Annotated in this window: 21 protein-coding genes; 5 read left to right on the forward strand and 16 right to left on the reverse strand. The window is 71.8% G+C overall.

From position 1 onward, the window contains the following. Positions 1 to 48: 48 nt before the first annotated feature. Positions 49 to 1,080, reverse strand: coding sequence for a lytic polysaccharide monooxygenase (locus GTY58_RS34070; protein ID WP_010987961.1), 1,032 nt, complete (start codon positions 1,078 to 1,080; stop codon positions 49 to 51). A gap of 167 nt (positions 1,081 to 1,247) precedes the next feature. On the opposite strand from GTY58_RS34070, the gene GTY58_RS34075 reads away from it, so the two are divergent. After that, positions 1,248 to 1,709: a GNAT family N-acetyltransferase gene (locus GTY58_RS34075; protein WP_037646381.1), complete on the forward strand. Its 462-nt coding sequence runs from the start codon at positions 1,248 to 1,250 to the stop codon at positions 1,707 to 1,709. Between the two features lie 41 nt (positions 1,710 to 1,750). On the opposite strand, the gene GTY58_RS41415 is transcribed toward GTY58_RS34075, so the two are convergent. Next, positions 1,751 to 1,885 (reverse strand): hypothetical protein, encoded by a 135-nt coding sequence (locus GTY58_RS41415; protein WP_255222049.1) that lies wholly within the window; start codon positions 1,883 to 1,885, stop codon positions 1,751 to 1,753. 137 nt (positions 1,886 to 2,022) lie between these two features. Here GTY58_RS41415 and GTY58_RS34080 point away from each other — a divergent pair, with 137 nt between their 5' ends. Further along, positions 2,023 to 2,646 carry a class I SAM-dependent methyltransferase gene (locus tag GTY58_RS34080; RefSeq protein WP_037646382.1) on the forward strand — a complete coding sequence of 208 codons (624 nt, stop codon included), beginning with the start codon at positions 2,023 to 2,025 and terminating at the stop codon, positions 2,644 to 2,646. Between the two features lie 10 nt (positions 2,647 to 2,656). Here GTY58_RS34080 and GTY58_RS34085 read toward each other — a convergent pair whose 3' ends face one another. Both GTY58_RS34085 and GTY58_RS34090 read right to left on the reverse strand, forming a co-directional pair. Continuing rightward, positions 2,657 to 3,157 (reverse strand): DUF402 domain-containing protein, encoded by a 501-nt coding sequence (locus GTY58_RS34085; protein WP_037646384.1) that lies wholly within the window; start codon positions 3,155 to 3,157, stop codon positions 2,657 to 2,659. Continuing rightward, complete coding sequence (locus GTY58_RS34090; RefSeq protein WP_037646385.1) at positions 3,138 to 4,067, reverse strand: GNAT family N-acetyltransferase; 930 nt, start codon at positions 4,065 to 4,067, stop codon at positions 3,138 to 3,140. The genes GTY58_RS34085 and GTY58_RS34090 overlap by 20 nt, the downstream gene beginning before the upstream one ends. A gap of 102 nt (positions 4,068 to 4,169) precedes the next feature. Between GTY58_RS34090 and GTY58_RS34095 the strand changes: the two genes are divergently transcribed. Further along, entirely contained in the window at positions 4,170 to 4,538 is a 369-nt protein-coding gene (locus tag GTY58_RS34095) for a GntR family transcriptional regulator (protein ID WP_037646632.1), read from the forward strand. Between the two features lie 36 nt (positions 4,539 to 4,574). Here GTY58_RS34095 and GTY58_RS34100 read toward each other — a convergent pair whose 3' ends face one another. Together GTY58_RS34100 and GTY58_RS34105 are read right to left on the reverse strand one after the other, a co-directional pair. Continuing rightward, complete coding sequence (locus GTY58_RS34100; RefSeq protein ID WP_010987968.1) at positions 4,575 to 5,339, reverse strand: DUF72 domain-containing protein; 765 nt, start codon at positions 5,337 to 5,339, stop codon at positions 4,575 to 4,577. 36 nt (positions 5,340 to 5,375) lie between these two features. Next, positions 5,376 to 6,470, reverse strand: coding sequence for a DUF5925 domain-containing protein (locus tag GTY58_RS34105; protein WP_010987969.1), 1,095 nt, complete (start codon positions 6,468 to 6,470; stop codon positions 5,376 to 5,378). Positions 6,471 to 6,656: 186 nt separating this feature from the next. Between GTY58_RS34105 and GTY58_RS34110 the strand changes: the two genes are divergently transcribed. Beyond that, positions 6,657 to 8,078, forward strand: a complete 1,422-nt coding sequence (locus GTY58_RS34110; RefSeq protein ID WP_037646633.1) for a xylan 1,4-beta-xylosidase — start codon at positions 6,657 to 6,659, stop codon at positions 8,076 to 8,078. 68 nt (positions 8,079 to 8,146) lie between these two features. On the opposite strand, the gene GTY58_RS34115 is transcribed toward GTY58_RS34110, so the two are convergent. The 7 genes from GTY58_RS34115 to GTY58_RS34145 all read right to left on the reverse strand — a co-directional run bounded on the left by GTY58_RS34115 (position 8,147) and on the right by GTY58_RS34145 (position 17,861). Beyond that, positions 8,147 to 11,980 (reverse strand): membrane protein, encoded by a 3,834-nt coding sequence (locus tag GTY58_RS34115; RefSeq protein ID WP_037646388.1) that lies wholly within the window; start codon positions 11,978 to 11,980, stop codon positions 8,147 to 8,149. Beyond that, complete coding sequence (locus GTY58_RS34120; protein ID WP_010987972.1) at positions 11,973 to 12,773, reverse strand: polysaccharide deacetylase family protein; 801 nt, start codon at positions 12,771 to 12,773, stop codon at positions 11,973 to 11,975. The genes GTY58_RS34115 and GTY58_RS34120 overlap by 8 nt, the downstream gene beginning before the upstream one ends. Then, the gene (locus GTY58_RS34125) at positions 12,770 to 13,765 is read right to left on the reverse strand and encodes a glycosyltransferase family 2 protein (RefSeq protein ID WP_037646390.1); all 996 of its coding nucleotides are present in this window, start codon (positions 13,763 to 13,765) and stop codon (positions 12,770 to 12,772) included. The genes GTY58_RS34120 and GTY58_RS34125 overlap by 4 nt, the downstream gene beginning before the upstream one ends. Further along, a complete protein-coding gene (locus GTY58_RS34130) occupies positions 13,762 to 14,580 on the reverse strand; it encodes a glycosyltransferase family 2 protein (RefSeq protein WP_010987974.1) in 819 nt (272 codons plus the stop codon). The genes GTY58_RS34125 and GTY58_RS34130 overlap by 4 nt, the downstream gene beginning before the upstream one ends. A 375-nt stretch (positions 14,581 to 14,955) precedes the next feature. Further along, on the reverse strand, positions 14,956 to 16,050 hold the full coding sequence (locus GTY58_RS34135) for a GNAT family N-acetyltransferase (protein WP_010987975.1): 1,095 nt from the start codon (positions 16,048 to 16,050) through the stop codon (positions 14,956 to 14,958). Between the two features lie 4 nt (positions 16,051 to 16,054). Continuing rightward, complete coding sequence (locus GTY58_RS34140; protein ID WP_202497554.1) at positions 16,055 to 16,477, reverse strand: hypothetical protein; 423 nt, start codon at positions 16,475 to 16,477, stop codon at positions 16,055 to 16,057. A gap of 175 nt (positions 16,478 to 16,652) precedes the next feature. After that, complete coding sequence (locus GTY58_RS34145) at positions 16,653 to 17,861, reverse strand: S8 family peptidase (RefSeq protein ID WP_037646393.1); 1,209 nt, start codon at positions 17,859 to 17,861, stop codon at positions 16,653 to 16,655. Positions 17,862 to 18,175: 314 nt separating this feature from the next. Between GTY58_RS34145 and GTY58_RS34150 the strand changes: the two genes are divergently transcribed. Next, positions 18,176 to 18,985, forward strand: a complete 810-nt coding sequence (locus GTY58_RS34150) for an SGNH/GDSL hydrolase family protein (RefSeq protein ID WP_010987978.1) — start codon at positions 18,176 to 18,178, stop codon at positions 18,983 to 18,985. A 34-nt stretch (positions 18,986 to 19,019) separates the two neighbouring features. On the opposite strand, the gene GTY58_RS34155 is transcribed toward GTY58_RS34150, so the two are convergent. The 3 genes from GTY58_RS34155 to GTY58_RS34165 all read right to left on the reverse strand — a co-directional run bounded on the left by GTY58_RS34155 (position 19,020) and on the right by GTY58_RS34165 (position 24,370). After that, on the reverse strand, positions 19,020 to 20,636 hold the full coding sequence (locus GTY58_RS34155) for a serine/threonine-protein kinase (RefSeq protein WP_037646397.1): 1,617 nt from the start codon (positions 20,634 to 20,636) through the stop codon (positions 19,020 to 19,022). A gap of 63 nt (positions 20,637 to 20,699) precedes the next feature. Beyond that, positions 20,700 to 22,424 (reverse strand): sulfite exporter TauE/SafE family protein, encoded by a 1,725-nt coding sequence (locus GTY58_RS34160; RefSeq protein ID WP_010987980.1) that lies wholly within the window; start codon positions 22,422 to 22,424, stop codon positions 20,700 to 20,702. Then, a complete protein-coding gene (locus GTY58_RS34165; RefSeq protein WP_037646399.1) occupies positions 22,421 to 24,370 on the reverse strand; it encodes a tetratricopeptide repeat protein in 1,950 nt (649 codons plus the stop codon). The genes GTY58_RS34160 and GTY58_RS34165 overlap by 4 nt, the downstream gene beginning before the upstream one ends. Between the last annotated feature and the right edge of the window lie 9 nt (positions 24,371 to 24,379).

The raw sequence follows: 24,379 nt of genomic DNA on the forward strand, positions 1-24,379 counted from the left end.
GCCGCCGGGGCCTGTCCGGCCTGAGCCGCCGGACAGGCCCCGGAGTCCTCAGCGGTGGTGCCGGCCGCCGCTCGTCGCACGGCGGCGGACCGAGGCGAACAGGGCGGCGGCGCCGAACGCCAGCGCCGCCGCCCCGCCGATCGCGAGGTACGGGGCGCTGCCGTCGCCACCGGTCTCGGCGAGGTTCTCCGCGGCACCGGCGGCGGCCGGTTCGTCGGCGCTCTTCGCCGGGCTCTTCGCCGCGCTCCCGGTCGTCCGCGCGGCGCCGCCGGCGGCGGTGGGCTTCGCCGACGTACTCGCGTCGGAGTCGCCGTGGCCGTGGTGCTCGACGGTCGACTTGTCGGCACCGTTCTCGATCTGCCGGTCGGAGGGCGCGGAGGCGGTCGGCGCGGGCGAGGAGCCGCTCGCCGTACCGCCGCTGCCACGGTCGCCGCCGCCGTTGCTCGCGCCGTACGTGACGTCCGAGCAGGAGTAGAAGGCCTCCGGGCTGTCCGAGCGCTGCCAGACCGCGTACAGGAGCTGCTTGCCGGAGCGCTGCGGGAGGGTGCCGGAGAACGTGTAGAAGCCGCCCGACGCGGCCGGGTCGGTGGCCGTCGCCACCGGGTGGCCGAGGTCCAGGTCGTCCCAGGCGAGCGGCTTGGACGGGTCGTAACCGGCCTTCGTGATGTACACCTTGAAGGTGCCCTTGTGCGGGGCGGTCACCCGGTACTTGAAGGTGTACGACCCGCCGCTGACGCCGGTCGCGGGCCAGTCGGCGCGGGGCAGGTCGAGCCCCTTGAACTCGTCGTTGTCCGCGCTGCACAGCCTGCCGTCCGGGATCAGCCGCTGATGCCGCCCGTTCGCGTCACCGATCCGGATGCCGTTCCAGTCGTACAGCGCCTGTGTGCCGCCGGCCGCGACCGCCGCCCCGCACGCCGCCGACCCGGGGCTCTCGGGACCCTCCGCGTAGCACTGGGACACCCGGCTGACCGGGTCGCCCATCGAGCCGTGCGCGGACGCGGGCGCGGCGGCGAGCGCGGTCAGGGCGAGCGGGGCGGCACCGGCGGCGGCGACGGCGGCCGCCTTGCGGCGAGCAGACATGGCGGAGCTCCTCGAAACGGTCCCGGGGGCGTGGGGCGATCAGGTGGTTGATCAGCAAGCTATCCCCAAGAAACCGTGAAATCGCCTGCTGGAGGCGGGTGATGGAGATCCTTATGGCCCCGTTAAGGGAGTGCTGAGGCTCCGCTCAGGTAAGTACCGTGTCGGCCATGACAGATGCCTGGAACGACGCCGAGACACGGCCCGCCGTCGCCGCCGACGTGGACGCCGTGAAGGCCGTGACCGATGCCGCGTACCACCACTACGTCGAACGCATCGGGCGCGTGCCGCAGCCCATGGAGGCGGACCACGCGGCGAACGTGGCCGCGGGGCGGGTGTTCGTCCTGGGCGAGCCGGTGACGGGCCTCGTGGTGATCGAGGCGTTCGAGGACCATCTCTTCCTCGACAGCATCGCCGTCCGCCCCGACGCCCATGGGCAGGGCGTGGGGCGACGGCTGCTCGCCTTCGTGGACGCACGCGCGCGTGCGCTCGGGCTCGACGAGGTCAGGCTCTACACGAACGCCAAGATGTGGGAGAACCAGAAGATCTACCCGAAGTACGGATACGAGTTCGTGGAGCGCCGGGTGGACGGGCCGTACGACCGGATCCATTACCGCAAGCGGCTCGCCTGACGTTCCCCCGACCGCAAGCGGTGGCCGGCGGACGGCCCGGCTCAGCCGTCCGGCCACCAGGTGCGTGCGATGTCCTTTCGGACCTCCGGGCGCTCGGCGGGGCGTTCCTCGGCCTCCTCCCGCACCCGGCGGGAGACAGACTTCCTCAGGGGCTTCTGCAAGGTCACACGGCGCATGGCTGCCTCCTTGTGCCTACCGGGTTCCGCGATGTTCACGGAGGTAGACCCTTTCCGGGAGCGTTCCTCATCGGACGCGGTCTGTCAGTGGCGGTTCTCACGATCGACTGTCAGTGGCGGGTGCCACTCTTGGCGGCATGACCATTAACGGGGGCCCCGAAACCTCGGCGATCTCGGCGGACGTGGATTGGGACGCCGAGTCCGCCACGTTCGACGACGAGCCGGACCACGGGCTGCGCGACGCGGTGGTGCGGGAGGCCTGGGCGGCCCGGCTGCGGGACTGGCTGCCGGGCAAGGCCTGCGACGTGCTGGATCTGGGCTGCGGCACCGGCAGTCTGTCGCTCCTCGCGGCCGAGCGGGGGCACCGGGTGACGGGCGTGGATCTGTCCCCGGCCATGGTCGGCCTGGCCCGCGCCAAGACGGCCGGACGTGACGCGGCGTTCCTGGTCGGTGACGCGGCGGCGCCACCGGTCGGCGAGCAGCGGTTCGACGTCGTGCTCGTCCGCCATGTGCTGTGGACGCTGCCCGACCCGGGCCGCGCCCTGCGGCGGTGGTGCGGACTGCTGAGGCCCGGCGGGCGGCTGGTGCTGGTCGAGGGGGTGTGGGGGACGGTGAGTCCGGTCGGCCTGTCCGCCGACCGGCTGACCGGGCTGCTCGCTCCCCTCGCGAAGAGCGTGCGCGTGGAGCGGCTCTCGGACGATTCCCGGCTGTGGGGCAAAGAGGTGGCCGACGAGAGATACGCGGTGGTGGCCACCCCTTGACCGCCCGGGCTCAGGCCAGCAGCGCCTCGAAGTCGCCCTCCCGGGCGAGGCGTTCGAGCGTGTCGAGGGCGTTCTCGGCGGCGGCCGCGGCCCGCGGGTCCGACACCGCCAGACCGCTCGCGGCGAACTCGTCCTCGTCGAGACGGAGCACGGCCGTGCCGTCGGCGGAGCGCCACAGGTCCAGGTCGAGATCCTCGACGACGAGTTCGGTGCCCACGAGCGTGGCCGGGCGGGTGATGTCGCAGTACCAGCCCTTCAGGGTGCCCCGGCCGTCACGGACCTCCTTCACCGCGTACCAGCGGTCACGCCAGTAGTACTCGGTGAAGACATCACCCGGCTCGAAGCGTACGAAGCCGAAGTCGCGGACACCGTCACCCGCCCAGGGGGCGCGTACGGCCACCCGGGTGCCGTCGTCATGGAGCAGCTCGGCGGGGTAACGGATCTTCGTCCGGCCGGACTTGACCAGCACGACCTCCACCTGGCCGACTGCCTCAGCCGAGTTCGCGGACATAGCGCACCTCCGTCGCACAGATCTCGTAGCCGAACCACTTGTTGATCGCCAGCATCGGCTCGTTGCCGGCGTCGTTGCCCGTGAACGCCTCGGTGAAGCCGGCGGCGCGGGCCCGGTGCAGCGAGTCGTTCTTGGCGAGCTTGGCGAGGCCGCGGCCGCGGAAGGCGCGGGCGGTGCCCGTCATACCGGTGTGGTAGCGGGTGGCGCCGTCGGTACGGGCCGCGCTGAACGCCGCGGGGCGGCCGTCGACGAGGGCGACCGAGGTCAGCTCGTGGCTGAGGAGGGGATGCCGCCAGGTCTCCTCCAGCCAGGCCTCGTAGTCCGTGAACTCGTGATCGACGTCGCCCGGTTCGTCCCCGCTCGTCTCCGCGTCGAGTTCGAACAGCGGGCGCGGGTCGTCGGCGAAGTCCGCGGCGGTGCGCAGTTCCACGCCGGGGGGCGGGGACTGGAGCGGGGGGAGGGTGCCGTGCGCCAGGTCGAGGCGGAGGAAGTGGCCGGAGCGACTGGCGCGATAGCCCCGCCGCTCGGCGAACGCCCGGTTCGCGGGCTCGTCCAGCACCCATGCGAACAGCTTCGTCGCGCCCAGGGCGCGGAGGCGTTCCTCGGCTGTGCGTACCAGCAGGGAGCCCGCGCCGCCGCCCAGCCGCTCGGGGTGCACATAGACGTTGAGGTACGCCTGTCCGGGCTCGGGGCTGTCGTGCACCAGGCCGACCTGGGCCGTGCCGACGAGCTCACCGTCCGCCTCGGCCAGCAGGGGCTGGTAGTGGGCGTCGGGGTGCGTGTGCCGCCGGTCGTAGGCGATGGACTCGGGGGTGACGATGAAGAAGGGGAGGGCCAGGCGCCGGATGTGGGCGAAGCCCTCGGCGTCTGGCCGGCTGTCCTGGCGCAGCTCGCGAACGATCAAGGTCATGGGCTCGCACGCTACGCGGGGACCACGGGCGGGGGCCTCCGATTTTCCGGGGGCGCGGGACGAGCGCTCCGCGCCGGGCGGCCGGTGCGGGACAATCACTCGGTGACCTTGAAGATCGTCATCGAAGCAGGCGGCGCGCCCTACGAACAGGTACGTGCCCAGATCGCCGAGCAGGCGCGTTCGGGGGAGCTGCCGGTGGGATACCGGCTGCCGACCGTGCGGGGGCTGGCCGAGTCGCTCGGCCTCGCGGCCAACACGGTCGCCAAGGCGTACCGGGCGCTGGAGTCGGACGGGGTGATCGAGACGCGGGGGCGCAACGGAACGTTCGTCGCCGCAGCGGGCTCGGCCGCGGAACGGGAGGCGGCGTCGGCGGCGCAGGCGTACGCCGAGCGCGTTCGGCGGCTCGGGTTGAGCGAGGGGGACGCGTCGGCGGCCGTACGCGACGCCTTGCGGGCGGCCTACGGAGACTGACGTCCGTGGCCGGGACGGGCCCGGGACGGGCCGCGCTCATTCGTCACCGCCCGGAGTACGGGTGACCGTCAGGCCCGTCGCCTTCGCCACCCGGGCGAACACCGCCGCGTCCTCGACCGCCGCCGCATGCGGGTCGTTGTTGAAGTACGCGTAGACCTCGTGATCGTCGGGCCAGGTCTCGGCGATGCGCCGCGCCCAGGTCACCAGGGCCTGGCGGCCGTAGCGCGGCCACCTGCGGGCGCGGCCCTCGTGGAAGCGGACGTACCCCCAGTCGGCGGTGCGCCACAGCGGGGTGGCGGGCCGGGACAGGACATCGGCCCAGCACAGGGCGGCGCCCCGCGCTTCGAGCACCTCGCGCACCGCCGGTGCCCACCAGGAGTCGTGGCGCGGTTCGACCGCGATCCGGGTGCCGGACGGGAAACAGGCGAGACAGGCGTCCAGCAGACCGGGGTCGGCACGCAGCGTGGGCGGAAGCTGGACAAGTACCGGGCCCAGGCGGTCGCCGAGGCCGGCGGCGTGGGTCATCAGGCGGTGGACCGGCTCCTCGGGGTCCCGCAGCCGCTTGATGTGGGTCAGATACCGGCTCGCCTTCACGGCGACCACGAAGTCCGGCGGGGTGCGCTCCCGCCAGGTCTCGAAGGTGCCCCGCGACGGCAGCCGGTAGAAGGCGTTGTTGATCTCGACCGTGGCGAAACGGGTCGCGTACTCCTCCAGCCAGAGCCGCGTGGGACACCCGGGCGGGTACAAGGCGCCCAGCCAGTCCTTGTACTGCCACCCCGAGGTGCCGACGAACAGGGTCATACGTCCATCAAAGCACCGCCCGAGGTGGCCGGGCGCCTACAGGTAGAGCCCCGCGTCCGCCCCCTCCCGCGGCTCCGGCAGCGAGGTCGGGGACGTGCCCCGGCGCAGTGCGTACAGCTCCGCCAGGGTCGCACCCTCGCGGCCCACCCCCTCCTCCGTGCCGAGCCAGTTCACCGCCTCGCGGCGGGTCAGCGGGCCCACCTCGATGCGGGCCAGGCAGCGGCCGGGGCGGACGACCGCCGGGTGGAGGCGTTCCAGGTCCTCGTTGGTCGTGACGCCCACCAGGACGTTGCGCCCCTGGCCCAGCAGGCCGTCGGTGAGGTTCAGCAGCCGCGACAGCGCCTGGCCCGCCGTGTGTTTCGCCTCGCCCCGGATCAGCTCGTCGCAGTCCTCGAGGAGCAGCAGCCGCCAGCGGCCCTTGCCCGTCCCGTCCTCCTCGCCGATCGCGATGTCCATCAGATAGCCGACGTCCGAGAACAGCCGCTCGGGGTCGAGGACGCAGTCCACCTGGCACCAGTCCCGCCAGGAGCGGGCGAGGGTGCGCAGCGCCGACGTCTTCCCGGTGCCCGGCGGTCCGTGGAGCAGCAGCAGCCGGCCCGCGATGTCCTCCGGGGTGGTCTTCATCAGACGGTCCATCGCGTCCGCGACGGGCGTCGTGTAGTTGGGGCGGACCTCCTCCCACGTGCCCGCCGAGATCTGGCGCGTCGTACGGTGCGGGCCGCGCCTCGGGGACACGTACCAGAACCCCATCGTCACGTTCTCCGGCTGCGGCTCCGGCTCGTCCGCCGCGCCGTCCGTCGCCTGCCCGAGCACCTTCTCCGCCAGCTCGGCGCTGGTCGCGGTGACCGTGACGTCGGCGCCCCGGTTCCAGCGGGACACCAGGAGCGTCCAGCCGTCACCCTCCGCCAGCGTCGCGCTGCGGTCGTCGTCGCGCGCCGAACGCAGCACCCGGGCGCCCGGCGGCAGCAGCGTCGCCCCGGTGCGCACCCGGTCGATGTTCGCCGCGTGCGAGTGCGGCTGCTCGCCCGTCGCGAAGCGGCCGAGGAACAGCGCGTCGACGACATCGGACGGGGAGTCGCTGTCGTCGACGTTGAGCCGGATCGGCAGAGCGTCGTGTGGGTTCGCAGACATGTCGCCATGATCTGTCACGGGCGCGCCCCGTGCACCCGGTTTCCGCAGCGCCCCAGGTGTGTCGCGGGTACCCCGTGCCCGCGGAGCGCGTGCCGTGCTCCCGGTGCGTCTCCTTCGTCCTGTTACCGGGCTGTGCGCCGACGAGCCCTGTCCCACGGCCGATTCCCGCCGATACTGTTGCCCATGATGGGACGTCATGGGTGGAATTCGGGGGCACGGCGGTGGCGCCTCACCGCACTGCTCGGCGTGGGTGTGGCCGCTCTGGCCCTGGTGGTGACCCTGATCAACACGCTGCCCTCGGGCGGCGGCAGCACCGAGGGCACCTCCCGGGACGGCGACAAGGTGCACGGCACGCCCGCCGTCCCGCCCAAGAACACCGGACCGGAAGTGGGCTGGGGCTTCACCCACACCCAGTTCAGCGCCGACGAGGGCAGCGGCGACGCCACCCAGCGCGTCGAGGGGCTGCTCGCGCAGCGGGCGGTGCCCCAGATCCAGCACATCATGGGCTGGGGGGCCGGCAACCCCGAGCCCGTCAAGGGGCGTTACGACTTCGCGGAGATGGACCGCCGCATCGACTTCATCCGCGAGTCCGGCGGCACGCCGGTGGTCACCCTGTGCTGCGCCCCGGACTGGATGAAGGGCGGCAAGTCCGGTGCGGACAACACCGACTGGAGCCGGTCCGCCCTGGAGACCGCACCGGATCCCGACCACTACAAGGACTTCGCGGCGCTCGCCGTGACGGTCGCCAAGCGCTATCCGGACGTACGCCACTTCATCGTCTGGAACGAGTTCAAGGGCTTCTGGAACGACTCCAGGGCCCGCTGGGACTACGAGGGCTACACCGAGCTGTACAACCTGGTCTACAAGGCCCTGAAGAAGGTCGACGAGAAGAACATGGTGGGCGGGCCCTACCTGGTCATGGACAGCGTCGACCCGCGCCAGCAGGAGAACGCCTCGACGGCCGTGAAGGGCCCGTGGGGTGCCATGGACCAGCGCGTCCTCGACGCCTTCGACTACTGGAACAGGAACAAGGCCGGCGCCGACTTCGTCGTCGTGGACGGCTCCAGCTACACCAAGGACGACGACCTCCTGCCGAACGAGTTCGCGGCCACGGACAAGCTCACGGCCGTCGGCGAGTGGGTGCGTGCGCGGACCCGCGGCCTGCCGCTGTGGTGGGCCGAGTACTACGTCGAGCCCGCCGACGGCAACGACGACCGCACGGGCTGGTCCGAGACCCGGCGCGTCGCCGTCCAGGCCACCGGAATGATCGCGATGGCCAGGGGCGGTGCCTCCTCCGGCTTCTACTGGAACCCGGAGGAGGAGCGGGGCTCCGACTGCGCGGGTTGCCTGTGGACCCCGACCTCCGGCGGCGACGGCGGCACGAAACTGCCCATGTACGACCTGGTCTCGCGGTTCGGCAAGGAGTTCCCGCCGGGGACGACGTACGAAACGGTGCCGGTCGCCAAGGACGACGTGCCCAATGTCCGCGTCCTCGCCGACGACAAGGCCGTCCTCGTGGTCAACACCCTCGACCGGGCGATCAGCGCGAAGGTCGACGGAAAGCGGTTCGAGTTGCCGGCGTACGGGGTGAAGTGGCTGCGGCGCTGAGCCACTTCACCCCGTGATCCGCCGCCCTGCCGCCCGGTCAGGAACCGGGGCATGAACCGCTGGACGGGCTACTTCATGGTCATGAACCGCTGCACGAGTGACGCCAGCAGCACGGCGAGCAGCGGTAGCGAGAACCAGAAGCTGCTCTGGAGCCATTGCAGCTGCCGTACGCCCGGCCGCACCGCGACCCGTACGACCTCGCGCGCGGTCAGCATCAGCACCAGCGCCACGGCCGCCAGGCCGCCGACGACGGACCACGGAGTCCAGGTCACCTGCGGTCCGATCGGCCCCGGATCGGGCTTCGGGACCTTGCCCGCCGGCTGCTTGCGCAGCGTGTACATGGTCACGTCGTCGTTGACGAGGACCTTCTTCAGTTCCTGCCGGTCGTCCAGGTTGCGGACGAGCCGGGATTCCCAGGTCGTGGAATAGCCCACGTCCAGCTGAAGGTAGGTGACCTGGCTGCGGTTGATCATCAGATACGAGTTCGGGCCCGCGTCCTTGAGCGACTTGACCAGACCCGACACGAGGACCGGATCGCTGGGCGCGAGCGTCGGCACGTACTCCACCTTCTCCATGTCCCGGGCGCCCCACGGCATCGCGGGCGTCACATTGTCGACGGTGTCGTTGCTGAGCCACAGCAGCCGCACGCTCGGCTTGTCGTGCTCGTACACGTAGTTCATGGCCGCGACCTCGCCGGGGCGGATCCGCTCGAACGGCTCGTTGCCCCAGCGGGCCACCAGGAAGCCGCCCATGAGCAGCAGGCCCGCCAGCAGGGCCGCGACCGGAGCGAGGCTCACCCGGTCCTTGTCCCGTTCCTCGGCCGTGACGCCGGTGCGCGGGAACAGGGCGAGCCCGGCGAGCAGGGCCGCGCCCGGCAGGGCGAACATGAAGACGCGCAGCGCCATTTCGCCGCCGTACGACTGCATGCCGAAGCCCAGGAACGGCACGAAGGTCAGCACCAGCAGCGAGCGCTCCCGGTACTTGTGGTCGCGCCGCCGCCACCAGCCCCAGCAGGCCAGGGCCAGCACGCCGCCGGCGAGCAGCACGCGGGTGTAGAGGACGAGTTTGTGGGTGGAACTGCCGCCCTGGATACGTCCGGAGACGGAGGTCGACACATTGCTGCCGACGCCGCCGACCCCGCCGAAGAGGTCGTCGAAGTGCCCGGACCAGTACGGCTCGGCCATGAAGCCTATCCAGACGGCGACGACGACCGCGAACAGGATGGGCAGACCGCGCAGCTCGGAGCGGCCCACCAGGACCAGCACCGCCAGCACGCCCAGCATCACGAACGGTGTGAGCTGGTGGGCCGGGACGGTCGCGGCGAACAGGCCGATCAGGACCATCAGCAGAACCGCCTGCTGACGCCGGCCGGCGGGTTCGACCTCCGCCTCGCCGGGACGCCGTGTGCTCCACAGCACGCGCGGCGCCCGGAACCACACCAGCAGGATGGCCACGAAGGCCAGGTAGAGCAGATAGGTGAAGCCCTGCGGCGAGAAGTAGTCCTGGCCGACCCAGCCGCTGAGCACGAAGATCCAGATGCCGGTCCACTTGGCGCGCCAGCCCGCCCGCAGCGAGCGTACGAGCAGGAACAGCGGTGCCAGATAGAGGAGTTGGACGGTCATCGGCCACCAGCGGATGACCTCGGTGAGATCGGTGACCCCGCAGGCCTTGGCGACGAACGCGGCCACCGCGAAGAAGCCGGGCCAGCTCCAGCGCGCGTCCAGGTCGGGCACGGCCGACCCGGTCCGGTCGATGTAGTCGAGGAACCCGAGGTGCTGCCAGGCCGTCGCGAACCGCGGCTCGGTCTCGATCACCGCGGGCAGCGCGTGCAGCGACACCACGGTGGCGAGCAGGGTGAACAGCAGCAGCCCCTGGTGCTCGCGGGTCCGCCAGAGCAGCGAGGCGAAGACCACGACCAGCAGCGCGGCACCGACGAGGGTCGGCATCGGCAGGACCGAGATCAGTCCGAGGCCGCCCATCCGGTCGAGCGCGGCTTCGTCGAGGCCCAGCGCGGGCACCCAGTACAGCAGCAGCGCCGAGACCAGCAGACAGCCCAGGACGACCCCGGGACGGGACGGCCGCAGCCGGTCCCGCAGGGACAGGGGAGTGTCCGGCGGCGCTCCCGGAGACGGAGCCTCCGGCTCCCGTACGGCCCCCGACTCCCCTACGGACGCCCGCGCCTGTACGGCCTCCCCCGTGAACGGCGCGTCCACCTCGGGCACCTCGGCGGGCCCGAGCGACGCCTCGGAGCCCGGCTCCCGTTCCTCCACGGGCAGGCCCACGTGCGGCTCGGGCTCCCTGGCCGACTGCACCCGCAGGGCCCAGGTCGGCCGGCGGTCCGGCCGGACCGCGGGCGACCCGGTGGGCGGTGTGCCCGGGCCCGGACGCACATCCGGCCGGCGTTCCAGGTGGTCGAAGTCGACGTGGAGGCCGAGCGCCAGGGTGTCGGCGTCCAGTTTCCTCGCCCAGGAAGGACCACTCCCCGCCCCGGCGGCCTCGCGCGCCCCCAGATCGGCGAGGTCGCCGTCCGGCGCCGCGTCCTCGGGCACGGCGGGCGACGGCGCGGTCCGCACGATCTTGAACAGCTTGGGCGCGGCGATCGCCACGATCACGGCGAGGCTGGAGATCTCCGCGACGCCCGCGCCGGTCAGGCCCATACGGGGGAGCAGGATCAGCGTCAGCCCGAGCACCAGGACGCACAGCAGGCCCTGGAGATAGGCGAGTCCGGAGGTGCGGCTCTGGGCGCGCAGGACCGCGAAGTACGTCTCCATGACGACGCGCAGCAGCGCTCCGACGGCGAACCAGCGCAGCAGCGGGGTCGCCGCGTGTGCGTAGCCCTCACCGAAGACGCGCAGGATGAACGGCGCCCCGACGAACAGGATCCCGCACACCGGCAGCATGAGGCGGGCCATCCGCCTGAGCGCCGCCCGGGTGTTCGCGGCGAGCCGCGCCGGGTCGTGCGAGCCCTCGACGGTGAGCGAGGCGCCCATGTTGATGGCCAGCAGGTTGACCGTTCCGCCGATGGTCGTGGTGATGTAGAAGTACGCGTTGTTCTCGGAGCTGACCTGCGAGGCGACGATCACGGGTACGAGGTAGACCACCGCGAGCGAGAACAGCGAGCCGGTGTAGTCGCCGGCCAGGAACCGTCCGACCTCCTTGAGTGTCGGCGGCCGCGTGTGGTCCTTGGTCGCCTTCACATGCCGGGGCACCAGGCGCCGGAAGACCAGCCAGCCCAGTGGCACCACGGACGTGGCGATCGCCGCGACCCAGGACACGAAGACGCCGCTGGCCGGGATCGCCACCGCGAAGGCGACGAGCAGGGCCAGCTTCACCGCGGAGAACACGGTGTTGCCCACGGGCACCCACAGCGCGCTGCGCAGCCCGGTCAGCACCCCGTCCTGAAGGGTCAGCAGCGACCAGGCGACGACCGCGACGATGAAGCCGAGCCCGTTGAGCGGTCCGTGCAGGAAGCGGTACGAGGGCCCCCATGCGTTGAGCGTCAGCAGGAAGACCACCGCGGCGAGTGCGACGACGACCGAGCTGCCCGCGTACGTACGGAAGATGAGGCGGCCGGTGGCGCGTCCGGAGACCGGGATGAAGCGGGCGAGCGCGCCCGTGAGTGTCACCGCGGTCAGGCCCGCGAGGAGCTTCATCGCGGCGATCGCCGCGGAGCCCTGGCCCACCGCCGACTCGTCGTAGTACCGGGCCGCGGCCAGCCAGAAGCCCAGGCCGAGCACCGCGGAGATACCGGTGTTGAGCATCAGGGCGTAGGCGTTGCGGAACAGTTGGCTGCCGCCGCCCGCGCCCTTGCCCCGGCCGGGCAGGCGAAGGCGGCGGCCGGACTGCTGCGCGGCCGCCTCGGTGGTGGGTGTCTCGGCCTGGGTGGTGGTCGTGTCAGACACGGGAACGGATGGCCTTCCGGCGGACCTGTCGTGCTCTGCGGACCATGGCATACCCCTTGGTGAGGGCGCGGTCCCTGGCGAAGTCGAGGGCGATCGCACGGCCCTCGACGAGCCGCGTGAACTCCTCGACACCGGTACTGCGGCGCACGGTGACGCGCCGCAGGGCGTACGGGCCCTGGCGGCGGCGTGCCAGCGCGTTGCCGACGGCGAGCGACTGAGCGAAACCCGCCTCGCGCACCGCCTCGCGCACCCGGCGGCTGGAGTAGCCGTAGGGGTACGCGAACGACACCGGGCGGGCGCCCAGTTCGTCGGCGACGATCTCCTTGCAGCGCAGCAGCTCGAACCGGAGAGCGTCGTCGTCGATCTCGTCGAGCTGCGGATGCGTGTGGCTGTGGCCGCCTATCTCCACCTGCGCGTCCGCGAGTTCGCGGACCTGGTCCCAGTCGAGCATGGTGTCCAGGCCGCCACCGGTGTCGTACGCGCCCCGGATCCAGCCCGTCGAGACGAACAGGGTGGACGCGAAACCGTGCTCGGCGAGCACCGGCAGCGCGTGCCGGTGCACTCCCTCGTAGCCGTCGTCGAAGGTGATGAGGACGGGGCGCTCGGGCAGCGGACCGCCCGAGCGCCAGCTCTCGGCGAGCTGCGCGGTGCTGACCGGAGTGATCTTCAGGTCGCCGAGCAGCGCCATCTGCTCGGCGAACGCCTCGGGGGCGACGGACAGGGCGCGGGTCGCGTCGTTCGGCGCCGTCGCGATCGAGTGGTACATGAGAATCGGCACGGCCGGTTCCCTCATGCTGCTTCCCCCTCGCTGTCCGGGGGCTCCACCACCGAGAAGGTGGCGCCGCCCCTACGGGCCCGGACACTGCCGAGCACATACCCGCCGGCCGCCGTGAGCACCCCGGCGACGATGGCGCCCGCACGGCCCGCGCCGCCCGGGCGGGCCAGCGCCGCGTCGCGCAGACCGCGGGCGACCCCGGCGGGCAGGACCCGGGTCGTGTACCGGCGCTCGGACTCGAGTCCCTTGCCGGCGCCGACACTTCGCGCCACCAGGGCCTTGGAGAGACCCTCGGCGTAGGTACGGGTGCGGAAGTAGGCGAAGTGCTCGCGCGGCTCCGGCACCCGGTGATGGATCACGGCACGGTCGTCGATCAGCAGGATCGCGTCCGGTCTGGCCCGGGTGAGGCGGATGCACAGCTCCGTCTCCTCGCAGCCCAGCGGACGCTTGTCGCCGTCGCGCCCGATGCCCGTCGCGAAACCGCCCGCCGCGTCGAACGCCGTCCGGCGGAACGAGGCGTTGCCCCCGAGGACGTTGCGCACCCGCACGCGGCCGGGCGGCAGGCCCTTGTACGTGCAGCCCACCACCCAGTCGAACTCCTCGGGGAACCAGGCCGGGCGGCGGCCCGACGCCCAGATGGGCATCGTACGGCCGCCGACGGCCATGACCCGCGGGTCCTCGTACCCCTCGGCGAAGTGCCGCAGCCAGTCCCGTTCGGCGACGGCGTCGTCGTCCAGGAACGCGATGATCTCGCCGTGCGAGGCCGCGATCCCGGTGTTGCGGCCCGCGGACAGGCCGCGGGGGCCCGCGTTGGCGAGCACCCGCACCTCGGGAACCTCCTTGTACTCCCGGGACAATCGTTCCAGCAGTGTCTGGTGGTGATCCACGACCAGCAGCGTCTCGCGCGCCGGGCGGGACTGCGCCCGCACCGAGGCGACCGCCGCGAGGATGTCCGCCCAGCGGTCCTCGGTGTAGACGCAGATCACCACCGAGATGTCCGGACTGCTCAAGACACCTCTCCCTGACCCGAGTTGAGCTGCATGGCGTGCGGCCTGCTGCGCAGCGCGCGCCGGTTGGAGCGCTCCTTGAGGATCACCTTGAGTACCCGCAACCCGTCCCGCACGGCCCGCAGATTGCTCGCGCCGTGGATGCGGAGGTACTCGTGGCTCGGTATCTCCTGCACCTTGAGACCGGCCTTGACCACCCGGATGTTCATCAGGGTCTCGACCTCGAAGCCGGTGCAGTCGAGGTCGATCTGGTCCAGGCAGTGCCGCCAGAACGCGTTGTAGCCGTAGCAGAGATCGGTGTAGCGGGCGCCGAACTTGGCGTTGACGGCCGCGCACAGCACCCGGTTGCCGAGCTTGCGGATCGGCGTCATGTCGGAGGTGCCGCCCCCGTTGGCGAACCGCGAACCCTTCGCGAAGTCGGCCCCCGACACCAGCGCCGAGACATAGCTGACGATCTCCTGGCCGTCGGCCGAGCCGTCCGCGTCGACCATCACGATGATGTCGCCGGTGCAGGCCTCGAACCCGGTGATCAGCGCATCGCCCTTGCCTTTGCCCCGCTGCTCGACGACCTTGACGTCGGGCCACAGCTCGCGGGCCACCTCGACGGTGCCGTCGGTGGAATTGCCGTCGACCAGAACCACTTCGTGTATCCAGTCGGGAAGGGACTTGAAGACGTAGGGAAGATTCTCCGCCTCGTTCATGGCGGGAATCACGACACTCACCGGAGGCGTGATCGCCAGGTGAGATGAGATGGCCCGGTAATTACCGGTCGTAAATGGATCTTGGCCCGAAACCGCCGGGCGCAGGAATGAGCTCACGAGTCTGGTCCCTCTCGTCCGGTGGACCGCCCGCCCCTGGGCGGTCCGGCTCTGTGTCCGGTTCGAAAGGGGGGTTGTGTTCCCACTTACGGCATGACGAAATGGATCTCCGTGCATGCCGGGTGAGCTGGCAAAGCCGGCCGTCTGTCGTGAGAACGGCAGTCGGTCGCGCGGCACGACTCGGCACAGTTGCGGTCACCGAGCACGGCACCCCCCTACCGCGCCCCGCGCCGGGACCATCGCGGTACCTGAGCCCTCCCCTGGAGCCGCGTGATGATGGACCGATGCGGGTGAGATGTACGACGGTATTGATGATTGAGCCTTTATGGCAAGACCTGGAACGAGGCCTCACGTTTTTGTTGGTTTGGCCGTTACCTAACGACTCGAACGGATTTTCCCCATCCGTTTGAGTATCCTGTCGGCCGACTCGAAAAGCTCCGGCCGGGACAGCACCGCATTGCGCAGTGCCCGGACCGGGGCGCGATGCGCCCTGTGCCCGAACGCGATCGGGTGACGGCGCGTCACCCACCCCTCGGACACGGCGATTTCCCGTGTCTTGAGGGAATCCTTGTAATCCTTCTGACCCCGGCCGAGATCCAGATGGGCGATGCCGTCCGCCGCCGCGGCCTCGGCCATGCGCAGATGCAGGATCAGCCCGGGCGAGTACTTCGCGTACGCCGGGTCGTACGCCGGGAACCAGCACGCCAGCACCCGCTCACTGCGCAGTCCGAAGTGAGCGGCGACCGGCCTGTCGTCCGCGTAGAGCACCGAGAGGATGCCCGCGAACGGCTCGGAGCGGGAGTGGAAGAGCTGCTGCACCAGGTGGGTGATCCAGGCGTGCGCGAAGCGGTCGCTGCGCCCGGTCCTGCGGTACTGCGCGGACTTCCAGGTCATCAGTGTGCGCAGCGCGGCCGGATCGCGCTCGTCGTGGACGTAGCGCACGCCGCCGGTGTCCCGGCCGAGCTTGCGCTCCTTGGCGAGCGTGGTCCTGGTGAACTTCGGCGACCGGGCGCGCAGTCCGCGCAGATACGCCTCGTAGCCCTGGTCGACCTCCATCACCGGGGACGGGAAGGTGCCGGCGGCTCCCGCCTCGAACGGCGCCTGGCCTGCCACCAGGTGGTCGAACTCCCACAGGGCGAGCCCGCAGGCCTGGAGCAGCTCCTGGGCGTCCCAGGTGAAGCCGGCCCTGTGCACGAGGCCCTGGCAGTCGGAGACACCGAGACCGACGGCCCGGCCCACGCCGGTGGCCGTCCTCTGGAACGGGAAGAACGCGGCGGGCTCCCCGTCCTCGCGGGCGACCGCGATACGTACGCCGCGTCTGCAGCGGCCCACCGCGAGTGTGAACTCGGGGGACAGGAACGGGTTCGCCAGCTCGGGCGAGCCGTCCAGATGGGCCTTCGACTGCAAGGCCGTCCAGGCCGCCCGGTCGGCGGCGCTCAGTTCGCCGGGGCGGTACACGCTGATGTCCACGTCGTCAGGCCCGTCTTCTTGCCGTACGGCCGCGCAGCCGCCGTACGAGTACCAGCAGGAGAACGAGGGAGCTGATCGCGGTGACGGCCGCGATGCCGCCGTGGACCGACCAGCGGTGCACGGCCAGCATGCCCTGGGCCACCAGCATGTCGACGGCGACGGCTCCCGCAACCGAGACCAGGACGCGACCGAAGGGTTCCAGCCCGCGCAGCACGGCGCCGATGGCGACGGACGGCGCCGCGAGCAGGAAGAACAGCGTGAACGGGCCGCGCAGGGGTGAGTCCACGTCGGCGAGCGCGAGGACCGCGCCGACTCCTCCGATCGCGGTCGCTGCGCCCGCGAGCAGCGGCGACAGGTCCCTCCCCGGACCCTGCCCCGACCGCTGTGCGCTGTCTGTTGAAGGTGTCTTGATGCGTATGGTCTGCATTGGCGACTTTGCCCCCCGAAGCGCCGGATGCCGGGCTTCAATGTCGCGCAGCGGACGGGGGGCCGTCAAGATGCGGACGGCGCTCGCGCGGGTTCCGGGGCCGCTTTAAACATGCGTTCCCCGAAGGCGCGGGACGCCTCCGGGGAACGGTGGTGCGGGTCGACGGGACCGGTGGTTACGGGACGATCTTCAGGAGCCTGTTCGGCGATCCGGTGCCCGCGCTGGTGACCTTGCCGGTGGTGGCGCCGCCGGTCAGGGCCGAGGCGACCTGTGCCGGGGTGGCCGAGGTGTGGCCGGCCAGATAGACGGCGGCCGCGCCCGCGACGTGCGGGGTCGCCATCGACGTACCGGAGATGGTGTTCGTGGCCGTGTCGCTGGTGTTCCAGCCCGCCGTGATCGAGGAGCCGGGCGCGAAGATGTCCAGGACCGAGCCGTAGTTGGAGTAGCTGGCCTTGGCGTCGGTGCTGGTGGTGGCGCCGACCGTGATCGCCGCGGCGACCCGGGCGGGGGAGTACGAGGAGGCGTTGGCGCTGCTGTTGCCCGCCGCGACCGCGTAGGTCACACCGCTGGCGATGGAGTTCGACACCGCCGTGTCCAGCGAGGTGGAGGCGCCGCCGCCGAGCGAGAGGTTGGCGACGGAGGGGCCGCTGTGGTTGTTGGTCACCCAGTCGATGCCCGCGATCACGCCCGCGGTGGTGCCGGAGCCGGCGTCGTCGAGCACCCGGACCGCCACGATCTTCGCCTTCTTGGCGACGCCGTAGGTCGAGCCCGCGATGGTGGTGGCCACATGGGTGCCGTGGCCGTTGCCGTCGGAGGCGGTGGTGTCGCCGTCCACGGCGTCATAGCCGTACGAGGCCCGGCCGCTGATCTGCGCGTGCGTGATGCGTACGCCGGTGTCGATGACGTACGCCGTCACACCGCTGCCCGCCGTGTCCGGGTAGGTGTAGGTGGTGGAGAGCGGGAGCGAGGTCTGGTCGACGCGGTCGAGGCCCCAAGGGGCGCTGGACTGCGTGGTGTCGGTCAGGTGCACCGTCTGGTTCTGCTCGACCGTGGCCACCGCCGGGTCGGCGGCGAGTCTCCTGGCCTCGGTCGCGGAGAGGTTGGCCGTGTAGCCGTTCAGCGCGGCGCCGAACGTCTTCTTCACCGTGCCGCCGTACTCGTTGATCAGGCCCTTGCCCTTGCTCGACGCGGCCTTGAAGCCGGTGCCCTTCTTGAGCGTGACGATGTAGCTGCCCTTGATCGCGGTGGGGGAGCCGGCGGCGAGCACCGTGCCCTCGGCCGGGGTGGCCTGGGCGGGCAGTGCGGTGAATCCGCCCACGAGGGCGCCGGTCGCCACGGCGGTTATCGCGGCGATCCGGATCTTCTTGCTACGCAGCTGTGCCATACGAGGGAGTCCTCCTCTGGGCAGCGGCGCGCCTGGGTGGGGCGCACGGCTGTGGGGGGTGCGCGCGTCATCACGCACACGGCCCTGGAGCGTCGTGTTCCGCCCTGGGTTGAGTAAAGCCTCGGCCATCTACGGGGGTGGCTCAAGGGAGTTGAGACCCTGTCATGAGTCTGACATGAGCACGCAATCAACGGGGCCGTGAGCACCCCGGGGCGACCCCGGAAAGTGCCGAGAAGTCTTGGCATGGACACTTCCTGTCAACACGCGTAGCTGGTACGACGGTTACGGCAGAGATCCTGCTAAAGGGAGGTTCCATGAGACGTTCCCGAATTACGGCATACGTGACCTCACTCCTCCTCGCCGTCGGCTGCGCCCTCACCGGGGCAGCGACGGCGCAGGCGTCCCCAGCCGCCGCGGCCACGGGCTATGTGGCCCTCGGCGACTCGTACTCGTCCGGTGTCGGCGCCGGCAGCTACCTCAGCTCCAGCGGCGACTGCAAGCGCAGTTCGAAGGCCTATCCGTACCTCTGGCAGGCCGCGCATTCACCCTCGTCGTTCAGTTTCATGGCTTGCTCGGGCGCTCGTACGGGTGATGTCCTGGCCAATCAGCTCGGCACCCTGAACTCGTCCACCGGCCTGGTCTCCCTCACCATCGGAGGCAACGACGCGGGCTTCTCCGACGTCATGACGACCTGTGTGCTCCAGTCCGACAGCGCCTGCCTCTCCCGCATCAACACGGCGAAGGCGTACGTCGACTCCACCCTGCCCGGCCAACTCGACAGCGTGTACACGGCGATCAGCACGAAGGCCCCGTCGGCCCATGTGGCCGTGCTGGGCTACCCCCGCTTCTACAAACTGGGCGGCTCCTGCCTCGCGGGCCTCTCGGAGACCAAGCGGTCCGCCATCAACGACGCGGCCGACTATCTGAACAGCGCCATCGCCAAGCGCGCCGCCGACCACGGCTTCACCTTCGGCGACGTCAAGAGCACCTTCACCGGCCATGAGATCTGCTCCAGCAGCACCTGGCTGCACAGTCTCGACCTGCTGAACATCGGCCAGTCCTACCACCCGACCGCGGCCGGCCAGTCCGGCGGCTATCTGCCGGTCATGAACAGCGTGGCCTGAGCTCCCACGGCCTGAATTTTTAAGGCCTGAATTTTTAAGGCGAAGGTGAACCGGAAGCGGAGGCCCCGTCCGTCGGGGTCTCCGTCGCACAGGTCACCGAGAACGGCACGGAGTTGGACGTCGTGCGCACCGGGTCGCGCACCTCGACGGCGATCTCGTTCGAGATCGTTCCGCTCGTGTCGTACGTGGTGACGAACACCTGCTTCTGCTGGGTCTTTCCGCCGCTCGCCGGGAAGGACAGCGTCTTCCAGCCCGGATCCGGGACCTCGCCCTTCTTGGTCACCCAGCGGTACTCCACCTCGACCGGCACCCGGCCCACCGTGAAGGTCGCCGTGAACGTGGGCGCCTGGGCGGTGGGCGGCGGGCAGGCACCGGAGTAGTCGGTGTGCACGCCGGTGACCGTCACCTTCACGGACTGGGCCGGCGGGGTCGTCGTACCGCCGCCGCCACCGCCGCCTCCCGGAGTGGAGCCCGAGCTGTGGTCGCCCCCGCCGTCGGCGTTGTCGTCCTCGGGGGTTTTCGAACTCCCGCCTCCGGCACTCCCGTTCGAGCTGCTGCTCGTCGTGCCTGCCGTGCCGCCGCCGTTGTCACGGGTCAGCAGGGCGTACGTCAGTCCCGCCAGGGCGAGGGCCAGCGCGGCCAGTCCCGCGATGACGGCGACGGCCGCGCGTCGGTTGCGGGCGGGTTCGGGGGAGGCCGCCTCCGCGCGCGCCGCCGAGGGCCGTGTGGCTGCCGAGGCGGGGACCGGGCGCGGAGGAGTGTCCGACGGGCCCGGGAAGGCGGTGACCGTGGGCGAGTAGGCCGACGTGCCGGTGCGCGGGGTGCCGCCCGCGCCGATCAGCCGCAGGTCCTGCTCGGCCTGTTCGGCGGGGACGCGGTCCGCCGGGTCCTTGCGCAGCAGCCCCTCGATGACCGGGGCCAGCGGGCCCGCCCGGAACGGCGGCGGCAACTCCTCGTCCACGACCGCGCGGAGCGTGCTCAGCGGGGTGTCGTGGCGGAACGGAGAGTTGCCCTCCACGGCCGCGTAGAGCAGGACGCCGAGCGACCACAGGTCGGACTCGGGTCCCGGCGTACGCCCCAGTGCCCGCTCGGGGGCGAGGAACTCGGGCGAGCCGATGACCTCGCCGGTCATGGTCAGCGCCGAGCTGCCCTCGACCGTGGCGATGCCGAAGTCGGTGAGCACCACCCGGCCGTCGTTCGCCATCAGGACGTTGCCCGGCTTGACGTCGCGGTGCAGCACCCCCGCCGTGTGCGCGGCGCGCAGGGCGGCGAGCACCTCGGCGCCGATGTGCGCGGCCCGCTGCGGCGAGAGCGGGCCCTCGGCGTCCAGCAGGTCGGACAGCGCGATCCCGCGGATCAACTCCATGACGATCCAGGGGCGGCCGTCCTCGTGGGCGACGTCGTAGACCGTCACGACGTTCCGGTTCGCGACGCGGGCGGCGGCCCACGCCTCACGCTCCAGCCGGGTGTACATCCGCTCGATCTCGGCGGCCGGGAGCCCCGCCGGGGCGCGCACCTCCTTGACCGCGACCTCGCGGTGCAGGACCTCGTCGTGGGCGCGCCACACGGTGCCCATGCCGCCCTCGCCGAGGGGGGACAGCAGGCGGTAGCGTCCCGCGATCACACGTTCACTGCCCGGTTCTTCGGACACGGGCGTCCCCCCATCGCATCCGCGCGATTGCTCCACTCCGCGTGATTTCTCCCCAAAAGTAGCTCACCCGAGTGCGGATGCCGCCCCCTTGAGCACCAATCCGGCCCCGAGAGCTACGACGACGAACGCGGACCCCAGGGGCACGGTCCTGCGCACCAGCGCGGCCATCGGCCCGTCGGTCCAGCGGGGACGCCGGTTCAGCACACGTGTCATCCCGCTGCCCAGCTTGACCACGGCGAACCCGGCCGCGGTCAGTGTGAGGGCGAGTCCGACGCCGTATGCCACGACGAGCAGCAGCCCGAACCACGCCTTCCCCAGCGCCGCGGCGCCCACCAGGACGACGACGGCCGAGGGGCTGGGCACCAGCCCGCCGGCGAAGCCGAGCAGGATCGTGCCGCGGAGGGTGGGGGCGATCTCGTGGGTGTGGGTGAAGCCGCCGTGGGTGTGTTCGAGGGTGGGGGAGTGGGGGTGCTTGTGGTCGTGGTCGTGGTCGTGCTTGTGGCCGTGGCCGTGGCCGTGGTTCTCGTTGTGCTTGTGGCTGTTGCTGTGGTTGTGGTTCTGGTCGTGCGGGTGGGTGTGGGGTGCGTCGTGCGCGTGGGTCTCGCCGTGCGCGTGTGCGAGGACCAGGGGCCGCTCGTGCGCGTGTTCCCTGTGGTCCGCGTGATCGTGATGCACGTGATCGCCGTGGTCGTGGCTGTGGTCGTGGTCGTGGCTGTGGTCGTGCTTGTGCCCGTGGTCGTGGCCGTGCGCAGGCACCCGGTTCCGCCAAGCCCGTCGTACGAGGGTCATGCCCGCCGTCGTCACCAGAACCCCGCTCGCGATGCCCAGCCAGGCGATCACCGAGGGCGCGGCCGCCGAACCGGCGGTGACCAGGAGGCCAAGGGCCACCACGCCCAAGGTGTGGGTGACCGTCACCGACGCGGCCAGCGGCAGGACGTCCCGAAGCGTGGCGCGGCCGCCGCGGGCCGCCGCCGTCGCGGCCATCAGCGTCTTGCCGTGCCCCGGCGCGAGCGCGTGCAGCGCGCCGAGGCCGACCGCGATGAGCAGCGCCAGCGCGGCGAAGCCGGCCGTCAGATCGTGGCGGGCCACCAGACCGTCCAGCGCCCGGGTCCAGCGGTCGGCGCCGCGCGGGAGCACGGAGGCGGCGGGTGCGTCCCGCTGCTCCTCGACGAGCGCGGGGCCGCCGGGGCGTACCCGCAGGGACGCGGCCGCGGTGTCGGCCGGGGACGACAGCAACTGCTTGGGGTAGCTGGTCAGTTCCTGTGACACCGACTTCTTCGGTACGTCCGACGCGGTGAGCGTCATACGGTCGCCGCGCGCGGTGATCTCCCGCCAGCCGGGGCCGGACGTGGCGCCCGCGCTGTGGAAGCCGAGGGTGACCGAGTCGCCCTTGGGCAGGGGTGCCGTCAGCCGGCACTCCACCCGTAGGGTGTTCAGCCCCGCCTGGCCGGGCCGCACGCGCGCGTGGCTGGTGCCGGCGGAGAGCGCGACCTGGCGGCCGCCGACGGTCACCTTGCTGTCGTGCGCGGCCGTCTCGCACCGCTGCCGCGCCCAGTCGGTCATGCCGAGCTTCTTGATCTCCGGCTTGGCCTGGGTCGCCGGGATCTCCGCGAGGTCTTCGACGTGGTCGACCCGGAGCTGTCCTGGGGCGGCGACGAGACCGTCGTACCGGTTGACGGTGAAGTTGCCGAGCGGATGCGCGCTCGCCGGCCCGGACGGGACGAGGACGAGGGCGCAGGCGGCCGTGAGTACGGCGGCGCAGGAGGCGAACGCGCGGCGGGGGTTCACTTCGCCGCCCCCAGTGCCGTGCGGGCCTCGCGGGCGCCGAGCGGTGAGAAGCCCGGGTTCAGGTCGAGGGCCGACTTCAGGGAGGCGCGGGCGTCCTTCGCGTCGCCGGCGGCGCGCTCGATGATGCCGCGGTGGTAGAGGAAGGACGCGTTGTGGTAGCCCGTGGCGGTGGCCCGACGGGCGTACGGCAGGGCGTCCTTGTCGCGGCCGTTGACGTGCAGGGCCCAGGCGAGCGCGTCCGCGGTGTGCACGGTGTGGCGGCGGGCCCATTCGGCGCGGGCCGCCTTCAGCGCGGCCTTGGCGTCACCGTGGTCGGCGGCGGCCAGGGCCGTGTCGAGGTCGGCGTTGACGCCGTTGGCGCGGGCCAGCGCGACCCAGGCGTCGACCAGCGCGTACTGGTCGCGGGCCTTCTGCGGATTGCCCTTCTTGCCGCGCGCCTCGTACAACTCACCCAGTTCCACCAGTGGTTGGGGCAGCGGGAAGCGCTCCACGACCTGCTCCATACCGCGGATCGCCGCTGCGCTGTCGCCCTGCGCGGCCTGGGCGCGGGCCCGGCCCTCGAGAGCCGGGAGGTAGCTGTCGTCGGCGGCGAGGGCGCGCGCGTAGTAGGTGAGGGCCGCCTTGTACTCACCCTGGTTCCAGGCGAGTTGGCCCAGCGCCGACGCGACGTACGAGATGTCGCCGCGGCTCGTGGCGGTGCTCAGCGCCTGCTCCAGGACGCGGCGGGCGGTTTTCACGTCCCCCCGCAGTTCCCGGACGTAGGCGTACCGCGTGAAGACCGGGACGCCGGGGCGCCGTTGGTCGGCCACGTCGGCGGCCTTCGACGCGTCGTCGTAGCGGCCGAGTTCGACGAGGGCGTCGATACGGGAGGACAGGGCGCGCTCGCTGTACGGGTTCTGCTTCAGCGCCCGGTCCGCGTAGGTCAGGGCGCCGTGGAAGTCGTGCCGGGCGGCGGCGAGGGCGGCGCGTCCGGCGAGCGCCGGGTCGTTGTCGGGCCGCAGTCGCAGGGAGCGGTCCAGTGCGCGCTGCGCCTGCGGGTAGCGGGAGGGGTCGCCCTTGGTGCGGGCCTGCTCGATGTACGCGAGGCCGAGCGTCGCCCAGCCGCCGAAGTCCTTGGGCTGGGCCCGGAGGTGAGCCTGGAGGGAGGTGATGCTCGCGTCCAGGTCGCCACTGGCGAGCAGTTGCGGGGACACGGCGACCGGCGCGGCGGCGGCATTGGCGGTTCCGCCGTCCCGGACGGCGCCGAGCACCACGGCCCCGGCGGTGAGTGCGACCGCCAACGCGGCCGCACAGAAGCCGAGTTGGGCCGCGCGCCAACGACGCCCGGACACGGACAGCCGGCGGACGGCGGCGACACGCTCGTCGCGCACGCCATCGGCCCCGGACCCCGGGGCCTGCGCCAGGGCCTTCGGCGCCACGGCCTCCTGCGCCGGGGCCTCCTGGGCCACGGCACCGGCCTGGAGCTCCTTGGCCGTAGTTCCCGCTGCGGGCTCTTCGGCCGTGGTGTCGGCCGGGGACTTCTTGGCCGTGGCGCCGGCGGGCTTCTCGGGCGCGGCGCCGGTCGGCGGTTCCTTGACCGCAGCTCCCGCTGCGGGCTCCTCGGCCCTGGCGTCGGCCGGTGACTCCTTGGCCGTAGCCGCCGCTGCGGACTCCTCGGCCGGGGCGGCGGCCGCGGATTGCTGAGCCACGGCGTCGGCGGGCGATTCCTCGGTCGTAGCGCCCGCCGAGGGGTCCTCGGTCGTGGCGCCCGCCGAGGGCTTCTCGGTCGTGGCGCCCACCGAGGGTTCCTCGGTCGTGGCGCCCCCCGCGGATTCCTCGGGCATGGCCCCGGCCGTACCGGTCGCCGAAGCCGGTGTGCCGGTCTCGGCGGTCCCGGCCTCCGGCCCGGCGGGCGGCTGCTCGCCGCCGTCGCTCTCCGGCGCGCTGTCGTTCGTACGCGGGGACATGCCCTCTCC

The organism is Streptomyces sp. SID5469, assembly GCF_009862865.1.
In the GTDB taxonomy this organism is placed as follows: Bacteria; Actinomycetota; Actinomycetes; order Streptomycetales; family Streptomycetaceae; genus Streptomyces; species Streptomyces avermitilis.